Source organism: Streptomyces sp. CBMA152 (assembly GCF_014596475.1).
Classification (GTDB): domain Bacteria; phylum Actinomycetota; class Actinomycetes; order Streptomycetales; family Streptomycetaceae; genus Streptomyces.
Map to the genome: position 1 here is coordinate 120,438 of NZ_MECJ01000031.1, position 17,207 is coordinate 137,644.

The 17,207-nt window shown below is 67.3% G+C and carries 12 protein-coding genes and 2 pseudogenes; 6 read left to right on the forward strand and 8 right to left on the reverse strand.

The window, feature by feature from the left end; all coding sequences use genetic code 11:
- Window positions 1-226 precede the first annotated feature (226 nt).
- Window positions 227-1,705: pseudogene (locus tag BG418_RS41280) on the forward strand (transposase); the annotation flags it as partial.
- A 218-nt stretch (window positions 1,706-1,923) separates the two neighbouring features.
- Here the strand turns inward: BG418_RS41280 and BG418_RS41285 are convergent.
- Window positions 1,924-2,454, reverse strand: coding sequence for a hypothetical protein (locus tag BG418_RS41285; protein WP_399001121.1), 531 nt, complete (start codon window positions 2,452-2,454; stop codon window positions 1,924-1,926).
- A gap of 238 nt (window positions 2,455-2,692) precedes the next feature.
- Here BG418_RS41285 and BG418_RS31915 point away from each other — a divergent pair.
- Window positions 2,693-3,072, forward strand: a pseudogene (locus BG418_RS31915) (hypothetical protein).
- Window positions 3,073-3,589: 517 nt separating this feature from the next.
- Here the strand turns inward: BG418_RS31915 and BG418_RS31920 are convergent.
- The 3 genes from BG418_RS31920 to BG418_RS31930 form a co-directional block, all read right to left on the reverse strand.
- Window positions 3,590-3,856, reverse strand: coding sequence for a hypothetical protein (locus BG418_RS31920; protein WP_188277526.1), 267 nt, complete (start codon window positions 3,854-3,856; stop codon window positions 3,590-3,592).
- Window positions 3,853-4,344, reverse strand: coding sequence for a hypothetical protein (locus BG418_RS31925; protein ID WP_188277527.1), 492 nt, complete (start codon window positions 4,342-4,344; stop codon window positions 3,853-3,855). Before BG418_RS31925 ends, BG418_RS31920 begins: the two co-directional genes overlap by 4 nt.
- Window positions 4,345-4,445: 101 nt before the next feature.
- Entirely contained in the window at window positions 4,446-5,618 is a 1,173-nt protein-coding gene (locus tag BG418_RS31930; RefSeq protein WP_188277528.1) for a helix-turn-helix domain-containing protein, read from the reverse strand.
- 467 nt (window positions 5,619-6,085) lie between these two features.
- On the opposite strand from BG418_RS31930, the gene BG418_RS31935 reads away from it, so the two are divergent.
- Window positions 6,086-6,262, forward strand: coding sequence for a CsbD family protein (locus BG418_RS31935; RefSeq protein ID WP_188277529.1), 177 nt, complete (start codon window positions 6,086-6,088; stop codon window positions 6,260-6,262).
- Window positions 6,263-6,509: 247 nt separating this feature from the next.
- Here the strand turns inward: BG418_RS31935 and BG418_RS31940 are convergent, their stop codons facing one another.
- The gene (locus BG418_RS31940) at window positions 6,510-6,686 is read right to left on the reverse strand and encodes a rubredoxin (protein ID WP_188277530.1); all 177 of its coding nucleotides are present in this window, start codon (window positions 6,684-6,686) and stop codon (window positions 6,510-6,512) included.
- Window positions 6,687-7,192: 506 nt separating this feature from the next.
- On the opposite strand from BG418_RS31940, the gene BG418_RS31945 reads away from it, so the two are divergent.
- On the forward strand, window positions 7,193-7,540 hold the full coding sequence (locus tag BG418_RS31945) for a hypothetical protein (RefSeq protein ID WP_188277531.1): 348 nt from the start codon (window positions 7,193-7,195) through the stop codon (window positions 7,538-7,540).
- 42 nt (window positions 7,541-7,582) lie between these two features.
- On the opposite strand, the gene BG418_RS31950 is transcribed toward BG418_RS31945, so the two are convergent.
- The gene (locus BG418_RS31950; protein ID WP_188277532.1) at window positions 7,583-7,825 is read right to left on the reverse strand and encodes a transposase; all 243 of its coding nucleotides are present in this window, start codon (window positions 7,823-7,825) and stop codon (window positions 7,583-7,585) included.
- Window positions 7,826-8,411: 586 nt separating this feature from the next.
- Between BG418_RS31950 and BG418_RS31955 the strand changes: the two genes are divergently transcribed.
- Complete coding sequence (locus tag BG418_RS31955; protein ID WP_188277533.1) at window positions 8,412-8,840, forward strand: hypothetical protein; 429 nt, start codon at window positions 8,412-8,414, stop codon at window positions 8,838-8,840.
- Between the two features lie 1,003 nt (window positions 8,841-9,843).
- Window positions 9,844-14,724 carry a glycosyl hydrolase family 18 protein gene (locus BG418_RS31960; RefSeq protein ID WP_188277534.1) on the forward strand — a complete coding sequence of 1,627 codons (4,881 nt, stop codon included), beginning with the start codon at window positions 9,844-9,846 and terminating at the stop codon, window positions 14,722-14,724.
- Between the two features lie 102 nt (window positions 14,725-14,826).
- Here the strand turns inward: BG418_RS31960 and BG418_RS31965 are convergent, their stop codons facing one another.
- Together BG418_RS31965 and BG418_RS31970 are read right to left on the reverse strand one after the other, a co-directional pair.
- The gene (locus BG418_RS31965; protein ID WP_188277535.1) at window positions 14,827-15,420 is read right to left on the reverse strand and encodes a hypothetical protein; all 594 of its coding nucleotides are present in this window, start codon (window positions 15,418-15,420) and stop codon (window positions 14,827-14,829) included.
- A gap of 513 nt (window positions 15,421-15,933) precedes the next feature.
- A complete protein-coding gene (locus BG418_RS31970; protein ID WP_188277536.1) occupies window positions 15,934-17,130 on the reverse strand; it encodes an IS110 family transposase in 1,197 nt (398 codons plus the stop codon).
- Between the last annotated feature and the right edge of the window lie 77 nt (window positions 17,131-17,207).

A 17,207-nucleotide genomic window follows, 5' to 3' on the forward strand; every position in this document is an offset into this window, starting at 1 on the left:
CCCGCCGCTTCCGCACCGCCGTACGGCCACCCACCGTAAGTGCCTGAGTCTGTCGGGAATCCTGTGGGCGGGGTCGCAGTACGGGGGACGACGCGAGTGGTCCGCGAGCTGCTGATGGGCGGCTAGCGCGGTCACGAGTCGGTGGTGGCTGGTTCGAAGAAATTTACCTCTCGCGGCTGGGGGCGACGGGACGGTGGAGGGATCCGCCGCACCGGAGGTATCCGAGATGTCTGTCCGTTCCCGATCTGGCGCGTCGATTCCCGAACTGACGGTGTGGGTCGCCCGCGCCAGCAACCCCAGGGCACCACTGCCATGTGCATCCGTGACCGGCTGGACGGCGTGTGGAGCGAACCCAAGGGACGGTCGGCCAGGCCTGTCGCCGGCCCAACTGGCCACGGTCTGTGTCCTGCAGTTCCTGCCGGAGCTGTCCGACCGTCAGGCCGCCGAGGCGGTTCGCTGCCGCATTGACTTCACATACGCCCTGTCCATGGAGATGGACGATCCAGGCTTCCACCACAGCGTCCTGGCTGACTTCCGCGAACGCCTGGCCGAGACAGGCCGAGCCGATCAGCTCCTGGAACTCGCCCTGAAACGGATCCAGGCCGCTGGGCTGCTCACCGAACGCGGGCGCCAGCGCACCGACTCCACCCACGTCCTGGCCTCGGTCCGGGACCTGACCCGGATCGAACTGGTCACCGAGTCGATCCGCGCGGCCCTGGAGGAAATCGCCCGTCTCGCTCCCGAGGAACTGATCGCCCTGGTCATCGTCGAGTGGGGGCAGCGCTATGGGCGTGCGGCACGGCTCGGCAAGAACCCCACCCGGCCCAAGACCCGCATCAACTACCTCGGCGAAGACGCTGATCTGCTGCTGCGCCACGTGGCCTCCCTTCCCCGCGGGCTGCGGGAAGGCCCACGCGTCCAGGTATTACGGCAGATCTTCCTTCAGAACTACTTCCTCGACGGTCAGGGGCGCATCCGGTGGCGCATGCCCACCGACGCGGGGCTGCCGCCCACGGCCACCGCCATCGTCTCGCCCTACGACGTGATCGCCCGCTATGCCCGCCGCGGTGACACCCGGTGGAAGGGATTCCTCGCGCACGTCACCGAGACCTGCGACGCCGACGCGGTCAACATCATCACAGACGTCATTACCACCGTGGCATCGGGCAACGACGCCCGGACCCTGCCCACGGTCCACACCCGGTTGAAGGGAAGAGGTCTGCTGCCCGCCGAGCATCTGGTCGACGGCGGCTACATCTCGGTGGCGCACCGCGACCGCGCGGTCCGTGAGTACCAGATCCACCTGGTCGGGCCGGTCAAGGAGAAGATCACCCGCAAGTCCCGCAAAGGCAACGGGTTCGACCGCGACGCGTTCACCATCGACTGGGAACGCCAGCAGGTGACCTGCCCGCAGGGCAAGGAGAGCATGAGCTGGGCAGCCCACGCGTCGGTTGCACCCGCCATCCACGCGAAGTTCTCGCAGAGGGATTGCAGGCAGTGCTCGGTCAAGGTGAACTGCACCCGCAGTCCCCGCCGCCTGGTGAGCTTCTACCCTCGCGAACTACACGACGTCCTCGCCACCGCACGCGCCGAGCAGCAGACACACGCGTGGAAGACCCGGTACGCGATGCGGGCGGGAGTGGAGAGCACGATCAACGAGCTCGTGCACGGCCACGGAATGCGCCGATGCCGCTATCGCAGCAGAGGAAGGGCCCACGTCCAGCACATCCTCACCGCCATCGCGATCAACGTTGAACGGATCAGTGCACAGACTCCAGTCGGCACCGAACTCCGCCCCGACAACCAACTGCTTTCCAGAACTTCCTGGACCAAAGAGCCGTCCCACGACCCCGGAAATGGCGCGCCACCGGCTGACCCCGCCCACAAGGTTCCCGACAGACTCAGGCACTTGGTGGGGCAGTGTTACTGGGTCAGGAGCTTCAGCGTGTCCATGATGATCCCGAACGTCTTGGGGAAGTTCGTGCGGAGGCTGTCCTGTGCTTCCGCGGAGAGTGCCTGGAAGTCCTTGACGATCTTCTGGGCCGCCTGCAGTACCTCCTGGAGTGAGGGCAGCTCACCGCCCGTGGGCCGCAGTGAGTTGACCGTTTCGATGACGCTGGTCACAAACGCCTTGGCGTCGGGCACCAGTTTGTCGATATTGCCCTTCAGTAGGTTCCTGAGTTCTGTCAGGAGGTTGTCGAGCGCGGCGCGGAGGTCGGCCCGGGCCAGGGGGGAGCCGCTTTCCAGGGTGGTCCGGCCGGCTTCGGATTTCCACCGGGAGAGCTGTTGCATCAGCTGGGTCTCGGCGGCTCGGGGAGCGGACTGCTTGGCCAGGGCGGCGTCTGCGGCGGCGGCCGGCGCCGCTACCGCGGTACCGAAAACCACCGAAACGCCGATGGCCACCACCAGTCGTGCGCGGGACTTCTTCGCCTTCGAGGACATGTGCCGCTCCATCTCTGAGACAGTCCAGACCGGCTGAGCCAACGCCCGTGCTCCGGCCGGTGCCGCCGGTCACCGGCGCCACCTTGGCCAACCTCGCACCGTCACCAACCGGTGGCATCCAGAACGCACCCATGCGGGGTAGCGGAGCGCACGGGCGCCTGAGGGGAGGACGACGAGGGATACGCGGCCGGATGGTCGGGCTGCTGCGGCGAATGGCTGTGACCAGCCTGAACTGTCGGTTCCTCATGCCATGCTGACCACGATCAGGGGCGACGGGGCGAGGGAGAGACGGCGAGGGGGGCTCAGTACTACGGCTACGGCGCCGACAGCGAGAACGGCGACCGCATCGACGACCCCTCCGAGGACGCGGTGTTCATGATGATCAGCGACCTCAACGACTTCGACAACACCTTCGTGGTCGTCCAGCCCGACGAGGACGACCCCGCCTGGTTCGTCTCCGTGGCTGTCCTCGATGACGGCGGTTACGAGATCGTCCGCCGTGACAGCACCCGCAACGAGCACGAGGTCACCACGGCGACCAGCATCGACCACATCGCCCGCGACCTCACCATCTGGATGGCCGCCCGCGACTTCCCAGGACGGCCAACCACGCAGGTCAACGACTTCTGAGGGCCGCCCCCCAACTCTTTGGGGGCGGCCCTTGTGGTGTGTCGCGGTGGGTCGTCTGGCGGTTGTCCAGACGTGCTCCTGCTCGGGTCAGGCGGGGTGGGCTGCGTCGCGTGTGCACAGGGTGCATACGTATTTGCGGCGCAGTACGAGCCGCATGGCTGCCGGGTCTTTGTGGACTGGGCATAGCCAGGACAGTTCGGAGCGCTCGGGCAGGTCGCGTTTGATGAACGCGCCGACGCCCTTCCACGGCTTCTTACCCATTGTCGTCGTCTGAGTCGTCCGGCTCGGGCTCGGGCTCGGCGGGGGTGATGATTTCCTGCTCGTACACGTCGTACCCGTTCACCTCGTCGTTCTTGCCGCTCATGGCGGACTCTCCTTCAGTTGTAGCGAGTTGGGGTGGTTCTGGGGACCCCGCCCGGCCGTCTCCGCTTCACGGGGCGTGCGACCGGGCGGGGCCGTGGCCCGCTCTCTGCCGGGGACCACGGCCAAGGGGACCGTTCGGCAGGGAGCGGGAGTCTTAGGACCGGCCGCGCTGGCGGACCTGGTGGAGCCTGCCGACCGCGACGAGTTGCTTGCGCTCCCACTCGCTGGCCGGGCGCAGGCGCCGGAAATGGGACCGCCAGATGAGGCCGGTGGGGCGTTCCATCTCGACCATGAACGCGTCTATCCCGCGCACGGTGCCGGGCATCTCGTAGTCGCGGTCGAACAGGACCATGCCCAGGGTGATGTCGTGCGCGCTGCGGAAGGCGCTGCGTGGCGGGCCCGCCGGGGTGGGGGGCTTCATCGGTGCCCGCCGTGCGGGTACTCGCGGCGAGGCAGGCCGCGTGTGAGTGGCCCGTGTGGGATGTAGACGACGCCGGAGCGCCGGTGCAGCGCCCCGCCGTACTGCGTCCACCACCCGGTGGGGGAGCCCGTGTAGGGGCCGTCAGGGTCGTCGATGAGACTCACCGGCGTGGGGGCCGGTAACGCGTTCGTGGGTCGTGTGCGCCGCCGCGCGGGGGCGCTCACCGGTTCGTTCCGACCGGGGTCCACGCGCGCCTGGTGAACCTCGGAGCGGGTCGGCCGCCGCAGCCCGGTCGGCGGTACGGCCCATTCGGCGCCTCCGCCCGGCGGAACGAGGAACACGCTGCCCTGGTACAGGCGGCGTACCTCACCGGTCCGGCCGCTGGCTTTGTCGACCGCGTAACTGCCCAGGGTGGGGCTCCAGTCGCCCGCCACGAAGTCGGCAAGTACCTGCCTGCGCTGGCGGTCCGCGTCCGTTCTGTGAGCCATCGTCGGCTCCCCTCGTGTGGTCTAGGAAAACCACCCCGGGGACACCCGCTCACCCTGTCTGTGGCACTTCGCAAGCCCGTCTGCGGGAAGTGCCACACGCCCTACAGCGGCAGGCCCACGACGTCGGCCATTGCCCGCATCTCCGTCGTCAACGTGCGCCGACCGGCGATCACCCGGCCGAGGATGTCGCGGGCGTAGCGCTGGTTCGGCAGCCACTCGGGACTGTCGGAGCGGATCCTCTCCAGCCGCTCGAACGCCTCGGCGTAGTCGCCGGTCTTCGCGTACGCGTCGGCCACGTCCAGGAGGTGACGGTTGCGGTTGTTGCTCGTGGGCTTCAGGCCGGAAACCGGGATGCCCTCGGCCAGACGCAGCACCCTGTCCGGCCGGTCGGTCACGCTCGCGTTCTCGGCGGCCTTGAGCTTGACCGTGGTCGGCCCGAAGGTGCGCAGAAAGTCGTTCTCGGGGGCGTACTCGCGCCCCAGCGCGACGGCCGCCGACGTGGCGAACCGCAATGCGTCCTCGGCGTCCCCGGGCTGCGCGTTGCGCACCGCGGCCGCAGAGACCCGCAGCAGCAGCCAGCCCCACGTACTCAGTTCGGCCGGCGTCGCGCGCGAAATCCGCGGTTCGGTCTCATCGGCCCACCGCACCGCCAGGTCATACGCCCGCTCCAGCTCGCCCTGGCGCAGCAGGAGCCAGCACGAAGTGTTGACCGTGGCCGCACCCTCCAGCCGGTCGGCCGCATCGTCCAGGGCGCGCTCCAGCGCCGTCTCAGCGGCCCCGAACTGGCGCGTCTGGACCATGAGCCACCCCGAGAGCTGCAAGAGCCGCACCCGCACGCGACGCCCTTCGGGGCCCAGGGCCTCGGCGTCCCGCAGCAAGGGGGGCAGCATGACGGACAGCGCGGCGAACCGGTCATCCGAGAACAGGGGAGTCGTCGCGGCCAACGCGGATCGAACCCCCTCGACGGTCGGCTGGACGTCGTCGCCCAGGGCCTCGGTGCTCGGCGGCGCCTCGATGGCACTGCGCACGTCCGCCCACAGGTCGACGGTCTCGGGACTGGCGTCCTCGGGGTGCGGGCCGCCGGACAGGCGCATCGTGGGAACCCGCATGGCGTGCGCGAGTTTGCGCAGGGTCTCCAGGCTGGTCGTCTCGCGCTCGCCCTGCTCCAGTTTCCGGATCGCGGAGAGGGACACCCCCGACGCGTTCGCCAGCTCGCGCTGGGTCAGTCCGCGCCTCTTGCGGACGTCCTTGATCCTTTGCCCGGCACTGCTCATATTCCGAGCGTACGCCCGGGACCCGGTACGGCACAGGCAGAGTCAGGGAGCCAACCGCCGTGTGGCCGGGCGGGGTTGGAGCCCGGGGCGGGCGTTCCGTTAGACGGCGTCCCCTCCTCGGGGCGGGCGCCGTCTCGCGGTCTCGGTCGCTGCTGGTCGCCGTATCCGTGGTGTGTGCCGGGTCTGTAGTGCGGGCATGGGTCCGCGCGGGCGACTCAGTGGGCGATCCCGCATGGTCCTCGGTGGAGATTGAGGTCGGCGCCGCCGACCACCTGAATGGTGTTCGGGTCCCACCAGTACCGGCGTGGGCGGAGCGGGCTGCCCCCCCGATGGGACAAGTGCGGTACGGGTGAACCAGGCCGGGACTGCCCGCGCGTCGACGGAGACCGCTGGGCACCAGCGAGCGGAATGCCGACATAGGCCTTGGATTGCCGTTGCTAGTGACCCCACGAGCGAAGAGGTTGGACATGGCTGACAAGGGAGGCACGGACAAGGTCAAGGGCAAGGCGAAGGAAGCGCTCGGCAAGGCGACCGGCGATAAGCGGACGACGGCCGAGGGCAAGATGGACCAGGCCATGGGCAAGGCGAAGGAAGCCGTGGCAGACGTCAAGGACTCGCTCCGCGGCAGGGGCGACGAGCGCTGAATCCAGCTGCTTGCGGAGGGTGCCCGCCTGTGGGAGGCGGGCACCCTCCGTTGCGCCAGGGCGTGGCTGGGGCGGCACAATCCGCCCTCTCGACTGCTCACTCGCCAACCCAGACACGCAGTCAACTGATAGCCGCAGTCAGTGCCTGTTTCTGACCTCATGCCCGCAGGTCATGAGGGGTACTGGGAGCGGGCGGGAATGGATCGGCGTTCGTGGAACGGTCAGCATGACCGTTCCACGAAGGCACTCAGATCTGGACTATCTCGAAGGCTTCTTTGCCTTCTCCGCACTCCGGACAAGTCCAGTTCTCGGGCAGGTCCGCCCACACGGTCCCCGGCGCGATCCCTTCCTCCGGACGCCCGGCCTTTTCCTCATAGATCCACCCGCAGTTCTGGCACAACCAGTTCTTGTATTCCGTCTGCACGGACTCTCCCGAGGCTCACTACCGAAGGTTGATCACTGACGAACGGAGTGTCTCAGGGCCCGGAGCTTTCAAGATCATCGGGGTGAGGCTTAGCTTTCTCCGCGACCAGGCGCCCGAGGAGTTCTGTTCGTGGAACGGTCACGCTTGCCGTTCCACGAGCGCCGACGGCTTCCCGCCCGTTCCCCGTACTCGACCTGCGGGTACGGGATCAGAAACAGGCACCGACCCGCGCGCGGTGGTTGGGGGTCGGACGTCCCGCGCCAGGGCTGCCGGCGCCGGTGACGCCCTGCTCTTTGTCCGACATCCCCGCTCAGCCCGTGCGAGCCCGGCAGGTGCCCGTGCCCCCCCGGTCAGAACTGCGCAGACGGCAGCCACTTTCGCCAGTCGCAACCTCATCAGCGGCATCCCAGCATCCGGTTGAGGTGACGCCGCTCCGGGCAATGACCGGTGCATGCCATGATCTGCGAATGAGTGAGTACTGCTGGCCTGGGGAGGACGGCAGGCTCGTGCCCGACGTGGCTTCGGCGTGGTCCGAGACCGTCCGCGTGCTGCCTGTCGGTACTCGTATCGCCGGCGAGGTCGTCGGCCGGCAGCCGTTCGGTGTCTTCCTCGCCATCGACGATCACCCCAACGCCATGGGCCTGGCCAGGATTGACAGGATGCCCCGGTGCATGGAGCTGCCGGCCGTGGGGCAGCGCGTCACGGGCGACGTCGTTTGGCACGCCGACCACAATCACCAACTGGGGGTCGTGCTCGGCGAGTGGACCGAGCACGAAGACCTCCTGCCCCGCATTCTCGTCGGCCAGATGGCCGATGGACGCGTCACGAAGATCGCGTCCATCGGCGTCTCATGAGCGGAACCAGGTCCTTTTGACCGAACCCCTCCCGTAGCCCACCTAGGACCCGCATCGACATACCAGCCCGATGGTCACGCCGGATCGCGGCGCACGGCTCGATCTTCCGCTTCGGCACCCGCATCGAGACCCTCTACGGGAGATGCACTTGCGGCTGGTGTCTGAGCTAACACCCAGGTCCCGCGCGACCTCCGCGGCCGACTTCCCGGTCTCCAGCACGATCCGCACCGCACCCTCACGGAACGGCGCGTCATGCGACCGTCGCTTCTCGCCCGTGCCCCCCAACTTCCCCTTCAGTCACGGCTCTACGTTACGAGGGGAAGGTCAGAGTTTGCGGCAGGCGACCTCGAAGTCCGCGAGCCACCGCTCGCGGATAGTGGGTGTCCGCTGGCGGTAGATCGTTTCGAACCGCCCGTCGCTGGCAAACGGAACTGACAACATGCCGCCGTGGTACGTCAACCTCGAGTCGAAGGCGGGCCATTGAAACGACGGGGCAATGACAGGCAGCTCTCGGTGTTGCAGCGGGTGGGAGCCGGGTGTCCTGCCGGCTCTGGGAGACCAGCTCCTACAAGACCACTTGCCAAGCACTACAGAACCGGGGCCTGGTCACGATCTCCCGGAAGGGCGGGCAGTGGAATGTCGCCCTGCCAAGCGTCGGCCAGCGCTATCTGGCGCACGGCACGTACTTTCCACACGGTTCGCGCTCCCCGACGCCCCAGGCCGTCACTTCACCACCCCCATCCAACCGCGCGCAGGAAACGCCGGCCTCCGTGCGAAAGCCAAGCCCTCCACATGCAGGCCGCCAGGCGGGAGCGACGGGGCCTTGCAACGGGACTGCGAGTGCTTTCAGTGCCTGTTCCAGGCCATGCAGATGAGCCAGAGCCAGTTCGCCGCTGGAAGGACGCGGTGCGGCAACGGGTGCGTCGATCTAGCTTCGCGTTGCTTCGGGCGTGGTCAGTGCCTGTACCGCTGTCGCCGCCGCGGCCCGCCCCTCCCGCGCGACTACCTCCTGGAGGCCCGCCTGGGCCTGGCCGCCGTCCTCGCCGTCGAACTGGGCGACCGCGAGACGGTGTCCTCGGTCTACCGCCAACTCCTCCCCGCCGCGGACGGCCTGGCCGGCGCCGGCAGCGGCGTTGTCACCCTGGGCCCGGTCGCCCACCACCTCGGCGCCCTGGCTCATCTCTTGGACCGCCCGCGGGAGGCCGCCGACCACTACCGCCGGGCACGTGCGGTCGCGGAGCGGGCGGGGGCGCGGCATTGGGCGGAGGCGGCGCGAAGGGGGCTGGCCATGGGCGGGTGAGTAAGCGAGGGGTGCTACCGGTTGCTCCAGTGTTTATCGGGTGTTGATGGGACTCGCATAGGCTCGTTCCTTTCTTGATCAACAACTCCCGACGGAAGTACCCATGAAACGAAGAAGAACTACTGCGGGGCCCTGGGGCACCGCAGGACGTCCCGGGCGCCTGCGGGTGTGGTCGGTCGCTGCACTGTCCCTGACGCTCCTCGTCGGACTGGTGCAGACATGGTGGCTTCCGGCGCCCCCGGCGTCGGCCGCCGTGTCGGACCTGACGGTGGCGACCTGGAACATGCAGTACAAGGGGGACAGGCTCGACCTCGGAGTCCCAAGGCTGATGCTGGACCATGGCATCAAACTGCTGGCCCTGCAGGAAGTGCGTAACTCGAAGGGAACGACCAACAGAGTTCACACCGAACTCCCCGGAACCTCTCTGGAGAACAGGGAAATCGCCGGTTACACGGTGGAGAGTTCCGTTCTCACCGTTGCGCACCAGAGTTACTACTACTACCGCGCGTCAGGTTACCTCAATCGTCCGAAGAACCAGGTTCTCTTGAACCGCGACGTGGCGATCGTGACCAGGGAGAAGGTCAACTGGTCCGACATCGATGTCCTTCCAATGCCGCTGAGCGTGGGCGGCGACCCAAAATTCGATGAGCCGGATTCCGGGGAGCCGGAGGGGCCGATACGGACACCGAGGAAGGAGGACGTTACCGCCCCGGCCATCGGTGTTCACATGAAGGGCACTTGGTACTACTCGTTCCATGCGACGAACGGATCCAACTACGGGAGAACGAACAATGCTCCTGCGGCTATCAAAGCTATCCGTGAGCATACGCGTCCCGTCGACACGGACAGCTGGGCGGTTCTGGGCGACTACAACCGCACCCCGGAATCGTGGAAGTTCAAGAAGGAGGGAGTATATGCAGACCTGGCGCTGCACGATGACGAGAAACTCGTCACATCGGGGCAACTGACGCGCCCCAGCAGCAAAAGGGAGCTGGACTATCTCGTGGCCAAGGGGGACATCGCCACGAACTACAAGGCCACCATGCTCCAGAGCATCAAGGCGCTCGGGTCCGATCACAACGCGGTGGTCTTCTCCACGGAGCCCGTGGACCCGAAGGTGAATCCAGTCGCTGAATGCACGTCGAAGAAGCCGAGATCAGCCGGTTCGGCCGATGACGCGGAGCTCTGTGCCGCCTCGGCGGCCGTCTCGATGGGCGACAGCTACCTTTCCGGCGAGGGCGGCCGGTGGGCGGGCAACGCCAACACCTCTCCCAGCGGCGACGTATGGGGCACCGACCGCAGGGCCGACTGCGCGGACAACAAGGACTGCGTCTACGGTGACACGTCATACGACGACGGCGGCAACCGCTGTGACCGGTCAGACGTCGCACCCATCAAGAGCGCCGCGATCGACGACATCCCCGAAGAGCGCCGGTTCAATATCGCCTGTTCCGGGGCCGAGACGAAGAACATTGTCTCGGAGGGGTTCAAGGACCAGAAGCCGCAGGCGGAGAGGCTCGCGGAACTGGCGGATGACTACGACGTCAAAATGATCGTGGTGTCCATCGGGGGTAATGACCTGGGCTTCTCCGACATCATCACCGACTGCGTCTGGAGATTCTGGGGGTGGCCGCGCGGCGGCACCTGCAACACGAACTCCGCGAACACGTCGCTGAAGGAAAAGCTGGACCGGACCCGGGGCGACGTCGTCAAAGCCCTGGAGAAGATCCGCTCGGTCATGGAGGACGCCGGGTACGAGAGCGATGACTACGACCTGGTGCTGAGCACGTATCCGAATCCGCTGCCCAGGGCCGCACAGATGCGGTACGACGAAGACGACAACACCCGCTACTCGGCCGGTGGCTGCCCATTCCGCGACAGCGACTTGAACTGGGCCCGCGACAAACTCATGCCGGGCATCACCTCCATGCTGCGCGGCGCGGCGGACGAGACCGGGGTGTCCCTGCTGAACGTGGAGAACGCGTTCACCGGGCACGAGCTGTGCCACCGGAGCGCCAAGCAGGCCACGAGCGCCAACTCGCGCGCGAACCCGCTGTCGAGCGCGGAAGCCGAATGGGTCCGGTGGATTCCGTACCAGGTCGACAGCTCCAAGAACTGGCTGTGGGGGTCCCAGGGAGACAAGCAGGAAGCCATTCACCCCAACGCCTACGGGCAGAAGGCGCTCGGCACGTGCCTGACGACCTTCGCCAAGTCGCGCGTGCCGGGCCAGGCACGGACGTTGACATGCGCGGGCACTCCGGGCAAGGGCAGCGACGACGTGGGGACGGAGCACACCGTGCGCATCTCCCAGTACAAGACGAATGACGCCATTCCCCAGGAAGTGCTGCAGCGCCGCACAGCCGATTCCGAGTGGGTGTCCACGGGCCCGGACGACGCCGACACAGGACGGTGGTACATCAACGGTGACCCTAGTGCCCTCAAGCTCGGCAAAGAGCCTGAGGACGACGAGGTACTAGAGACCACCATCAGGAACCGGACGGGACAGTACCTGCAGGGAGACGGCAGTAGTTCATGGCAATGGGCAACCGTCACCGACACCCCCCGTATCTGGAAGATCAGGCCAATCTCGCCAGACGGTAATTTCTTCATCACCACGGACGATGAGAAGTGGTGCCTGGCCTCCGAACCCGGCTCCCCCCAATGGGGGTCCCTGAGGCCGTGCAACAACGTGAGTTTCCTTCGCGACGAGTGGAGCATCGAGAAGGCGGACATAAAGATCACCCCCCGCCCCCAGCCCATCGACCGCACCGGCCCGCTCCAGTCCGCCAAGGACGGCCTTGTCGCCGACGTCGACAACGCGAACGCCGAGCCGGGTACCCGTGTGAAGGCGCTCGCGCCCAAGGACCACCCCGCCCAGAAGTGGCGGACGCGGTCCACGCCGAAGGGGTGGCAGATCATCAGCGCCCTGGACGGCGCCCCCGTACTGGCGCATGACACCGGCAAGCACGAGGCTCACCTCGCCAAGGACAACGACGGGGACGGGGCCCAGCTGTGGCAGGCCGAGGACGCGGGCGACGGCTGGTCGCGGCTGCGCAATGGCGGCCTGTGTCTGACAGCCGCAGGCACGGATGAGACGCTGGCCGTCAAGGACTGCGCGTCCGGCGACACCGGGCAGCGCTGGAAGACCCTCGGCATCGCACCGGACAAGCCCAAGAACGGCGACGCCGGTGACCCCTTCGACGACTCCGCTGATGACCGGGGCACCAAACCCGCCGCCTCCGGCGACTGCCGCCCCGAGGGCATGACCGCGACCCAGGGCGTCTCCACCCGCTACTGCGATGTCTACGACGGCATGGGCCGCGAGTGGGTCGGCAAGGACCGCACCCGGCGCATGGTCGGGTACTTCACCGGCTGGCGGGCGGGGACGAACGGGGACCCCAAGTACCTCGTCTCCAACATCCCCTGGTCCAAGGTGTCCCACATCAACTACGCCTTCGCCCGCGTCGACAACGACCGGATCTCCATCGGCGACCCGTCCGACGCCAAGAACCCGGCCACCGGCATGACCTGGGACGGCGCGAAGAACGCCATGGACCCGTCGCTCCCGTACAAGGGGCACTTCAACCTGCTCAACACCTACAAGAAGAAGCACCCGGCCGTGAAGACGCTGATCTCGGTGGGCGGCTGGGCGGACACCCGGAACTTCTACACCATGGCCACCAACGCCGACGGCTCGGTGAACCAGGCCGGCATCGACACCTTCGCCGATTCGGTGACGGAGTTCCTGGACCGCTACGGGTTCAACGGCGTCGACATCGACTACGAATACCCCACCGCCCTGCCCAACACCGGCAACCCCAAGGACTGGGACGTCTCCAACCCGCGCCGCAAGGGCCTCCAGCAGGGCTACAACGCGCTGATGAAGACCCTGCGCGAAAAGCTCGACAAGGCCGGCGCGGACAAGGGCCGCTACTACCTGCTCACCTCCGCCGGATCCTCCTCCGGCTACCTGGTACGCGGCCAGGACGCCGGCCAGGCGCTGCAGTACCAGGACTTCGTCAACGTCATGAGCTACGACCTGCACGGCTCGTGGAACAAGTTCGTCGGCCCGCAGGCCCCGCTGTACGACGACGGCAAGGACAACGAACTGGCCGACGCCGGCATCTACAACGACCAGGCAGCCAATACGAAGGACTTCCAGAAGCACGGCTACTTCAACGTCGATTGGTCCTACCACTACTACCGCGGCGCGCTCCCGCCCGGCCGCATCAACCTCGGCATCCCGTACTACTCCCGGGGCTGGCGCGATGTCCAGGGCGGCACCGACGGGCTGTGGGGGACCGCGGCGATGCCGGACCAGTCCCAGTGCCCCCAGGGCACCGGAGGACGCGGCCCGGCCAACGCGCAGTCCTGCGGCCTGGGTGCGGTCGGTATCGACAATGTCTGGCACGACACCGAGGACGGCCGCGAGGTCGGTGCCGGCTCCAACCCGCTGTGGCACACCAAGAACCTCCAGGACGGCGTCACTCCGGGATACCTGGAGTCCTACGGGGTCAAGGACGCGAAGCTGACCGGCACATATGCCGAGAAGTACTCGGACGCCCTCAAGGCGCCCTGGCTGTGGAACGACGCCACGAAGGTCTTCCTGTCCACCGAGAACGAGCGGTCCATCGACGCCAAGGCACAGTACATCGCCGACAAGAACATCGGCGGTGCGATGGTCTGGGAGCTCGCCGGCGACTACACCAAGCGCCCGGGCGGCGAGTGGGGCATGGGCTACGACCTCACTACCCGCCTGGACAACGCCTTCAAGGGCGCGGGCGCATACGACAACACCAAGGCCGGCGGGCGGGCGCAGCCCAGGGAGGTGATCGACGTCAAGGCGGAGCTGGTCGACTTCCCCACGGGTAAGGACGACTTCTACCCGGTCCAGCCCAAGCTGCGGATCACCAACGACAGCAAGGTGCCCCTCGGCCGCGGGACCGAGATCTCCCTCGACATCCCGACCTCGACACCGCCCATCGTCAAGGACAACGACTACAAGGAGATGAAGGGACTCACGCCCGGGCACACCGGCCCCAACGCCGGCGGCCTGAAGGGCGACTTCCACCGCCTCACGCTCAAACTCGGCTACTGCGAGGACCTGCCACCGGGCAAGTACCGCGACATCGACCTCAAGTACTACCTGCCCATCACCGGCCCCGCGAACGTCACCTTCAAGGTCGGGGACAAGGAGTTCGGCAGCACCGGCGACCGGCGCCGCGACGTCGATGTCGTCGACCCGCCGGCCCCCGCCTCCGGGGACCGCTGCCAGGCAGCCGACTGGCAGCAGGGGCAGGTCTACCGGCCCGACGGCGGACGCCTCTGGCGGATGTACGACAAGGGGGACAAGGGCTGGATGTTCGAGTACGGCGACAGCCCCTCGGGACAGCCGATGATGATCGACAACAACCCCGACCAGTCCCGCGTCCACCTGGTGGAGCTCACTGAGTCCAACCCCAACCAGTACTGGCAGATCCGCCCGGCCGGAGACGGCCTCTACACGATCGCCAGCGGCGACCGCTGCATGACCGCGACCGACTCCCGCACCGACATCGCCTCGGTCGGCTGTGACGGACGCGCCGAGCAGAAGTGGAAGCTCGTCCCGATCGCCGACAACGGCAGTGAGGGCGCACCCGGAGGGCCCCGGCACAACGGGCTGTTCAAGCTCCGCTCCGCCACAGGCGACCACGACGTCGAAGTCGCCAACGGCACAACGACCAGGGAGACCCACATCGTGAGCGGCGACCCGGCCACCTCAACGGCCGCGTTCGTCAAGCACGACGGCTGGTACTGGTACGCCCAGTGGTACACCACCGTCGCCCCGGGGCAGTCCGAGTCCAACGGCGGCAAGCCTTGGAGAAAGCTCGGGCCCGCCGCGTAGCGAACAGGACGGACAACGGGGCCCGGTGGAGCGACGACGCTCCACCGGGCCCTTTCCGGTTCTATGTCCCCGGCGGCAAGGCATCGTTGTTCGGCGGCCTGTTCAGCAGGGGACGACCGTCCACACGTAGTACCAGTTCTGCTCCTTGGAAGCGGAGATCGGCGGCAATGTTTGGCCGAGGTAGTCGCCGCGCTTGCCGTAGAACTTCGCAGCGTGCGTTCCGTACTGGCGGTTCACCCACGATCCGGTACTGGTGAAGTTCATGTCGTAGGAGTGGCAGTAGTACATCTGGTCTTCGCTGCCGGCCCAGGCGTAGTCGCTGAAGGCGCAGAAATAGCCGTTCTGGGTGTAGGCGAACGGGTTGCAGATGCTGCTGTAGGCGGGGGCGGTGCTGCCGTGGTCGGTGAAGGTGCGCGGGTGCGCCTCGCCGGGGATGGCGACGCGGATGGTGCGCTTGTCGTCGACCTTGATCTCGTTGAGGGAGATCTGCTTGCCGCCGCTGCGCTTCAGGTACTTGGCGACTTCGGCGCGCAGCGCGCTGTCCTGCGCGGGGGTGAGATGCGCGGCGCGGGCCTGGCCGGCGAACGGCTGGGGTGTGCTGGCGCTGGCGGTTCCCGCGTTGATCGAGAGTGCGAGCAGTGCAGCGGCTGCGGAAGCGGTGGCGATCTTCCTTATGATGCGGGCTCGGCCAGCCATATGTTTCCCCCTGGTACGCGGTTGATGGGCCACCGGCGATGCTGACACCGGGGGCCGGTGGCGTCGAGGCTGAATACTGGCCACATCTGACGCCTGGACCGAGATTCGATCCGCGTGCCTCACATGACCCACGTTCGAGGGGCTGGATCGGTCCGCGTACGCAGGCGTACGGCTTCTTCCGGCGGTTGACGGCGTCGGTCTGGTCGGGCCGGAGGATGTCGAGCCGCGGGGCGGCGGTGTACCCGTCGGGCGGGACGTGGCGGAGGCTTAGCGCGCCGCCGGCGTCGGCGACCAGGACCTGGTCCTCGAGGACCTCACCCGGGAGCAGGTCCTGGACTGGCGCAACCGCGCCGCCGCCGACCACCAGATCGTCCACGAGCACATCGACCGGTACGGCGAGCACTCCGCGCAGCGCCTGTCCACCAGGTCGTTCGTCGCCACCGTGCAGCGCCTCGCGGGCCTCGGGCATCTGGACTTCGGCTACACCCCTTGGGGGCTTCCCAATGCCTGATGTCAAGCCGCGACGGCGACAGGAGGTGTGACTTGATAGGACCGTCTGTCACGAATCAGAGCCCAGATCACGTTGACGCGGCGGCGAGCCAGGGCGAGCACAACCTGGATGTGTCGCCTCCCCTCCGCCCTCTTGCGGTCGTAGAACTGACGGGAGTTGGGATCGCTTCGGATGCTGAAGAGCGCGGATGTGTAGAAGACGCGCTGAAGCCGCCGGTGGTACCTCTGAGGTCTGCGCAGGTTCCCGCTGGTCTTGCCGGAGTCGCGCGGTGCCGGGGCCAGGCCGGCGAAGGCTGCGAGGCTGTCTGGAGTGGGGAAGGCGCTCAGGTCGCCGCCGATAGCGGCAAGGAACTCTGCCCCGAGCAGGGGGCCGATGCCGGGCATGCTGGCGATCACCTCGGCGAGCTGGTGCTCGCGAAACCGGCCCTCGATGAGCTTGTCGATCTCCGCGACCTTTTCGTTGAGGGCCATCACCTCCTTCGCCAAGGTGTGCACCATCTTGGCGACGGCCTTCTCGCCGATGACGGCGGTGTGCTGCCGCTCAGCCGCGTTGAGTGCGGCCTCCGCGAGAGCCTCGGCTCTCCGAACTTTGCGGTTGCGCAGCCAGGTGGCCAGCCGGTTACGGCCCATCCGCCGGAGAGACGCGGGGGTCTGGTAGCCCGTAATCAGTACCAGCGGTCCTGCGTTGGTGAGGTCCAGGGCGCGTTCCAGGGCGGGGAACATGCTCGTCAGCGTGGACCGGAGACGGTTGACCGTGCGGGTGCGCTCGGCGACCAGGTCGATGCGGTGACCGGTCAGCAGCTTCAGTTCGATGGTCGCTTCGTCACCAGCGCGGACCGGTTGGAGATCGCGGCGCATCCGAGCCTGATCAGCGATCACGCGGGCGTCACGGGCATCGGTCTTTCCTTCGCCGCGGTAGGCGTCGGAGGCGCGGTTGACGATGCGGCCGGGCACGTAGAGGAGTTCCTGGCCGTGGTTGACCAGCAGCGCGATCAGCAGGCCCGGTTCCCCGCCGGTCATGTCGACGGCCCAGGTCGCTTGGCTGTCGTCGACGAGGGCGAGAACATCGCCCAGCAGTTTGAGGAGTTCCTCCTCGTCATTGGCCACTCGCCGCGACAGCAGAGTCTTGCTTTCGGCATCGACGACCACACAGTGGTGGTGCGTTTTGCCGCAGTCGATCCCGGCCCATATCCGGCGCATCGTGCTCCCAGAGGTCGTGCCTGCTCGTGTACCACGGACGACCTCGCCGGCATTGCTCTACACAGCGACCTTCTCGC

Excerpts from the sequence above, each read along its gene's own strand:
- BG418_RS41285 (WP_399001121.1), bottom strand. The coding sequence starts at position 2,454 with ATGGAGCGGCACATGTCCTCGAAGGCGAAGAAGTCCCGCGCACGACTG.
- BG418_RS31920 (WP_188277526.1), bottom strand. The coding sequence starts at position 3,856 with ATGAAGCCCCCCACCCCGGCGGGCCCGCCACGCAGCGCCTTCCGCAGC.
- BG418_RS31925 (WP_188277527.1), bottom strand. The coding sequence starts at position 4,344 with ATGGCTCACAGAACGGACGCGGACCGCCAGCGCAGGCAGGTACTTGCC.
- BG418_RS31930 (WP_188277528.1), bottom strand. The coding sequence starts at position 5,618 with ATGAGCAGTGCCGGGCAAAGGATCAAGGACGTCCGCAAGAGGCGCGGA.
- BG418_RS31935 (WP_188277529.1), top strand. The coding sequence starts at position 6,086 with ATGGCTGACAAGGGAGGCACGGACAAGGTCAAGGGCAAGGCGAAGGAA.
- BG418_RS31955 (WP_188277533.1), top strand. The coding sequence starts at position 8,412 with ATGAGCCAGAGCCAGTTCGCCGCTGGAAGGACGCGGTGCGGCAACGGG.
- BG418_RS31965 (WP_188277535.1), bottom strand. The coding sequence starts at position 15,420 with ATGGCTGGCCGAGCCCGCATCATAAGGAAGATCGCCACCGCTTCCGCA.
- BG418_RS31970 (WP_188277536.1), bottom strand. The coding sequence starts at position 17,130 with ATGCGCCGGATATGGGCCGGGATCGACTGCGGCAAAACGCACCACCAC.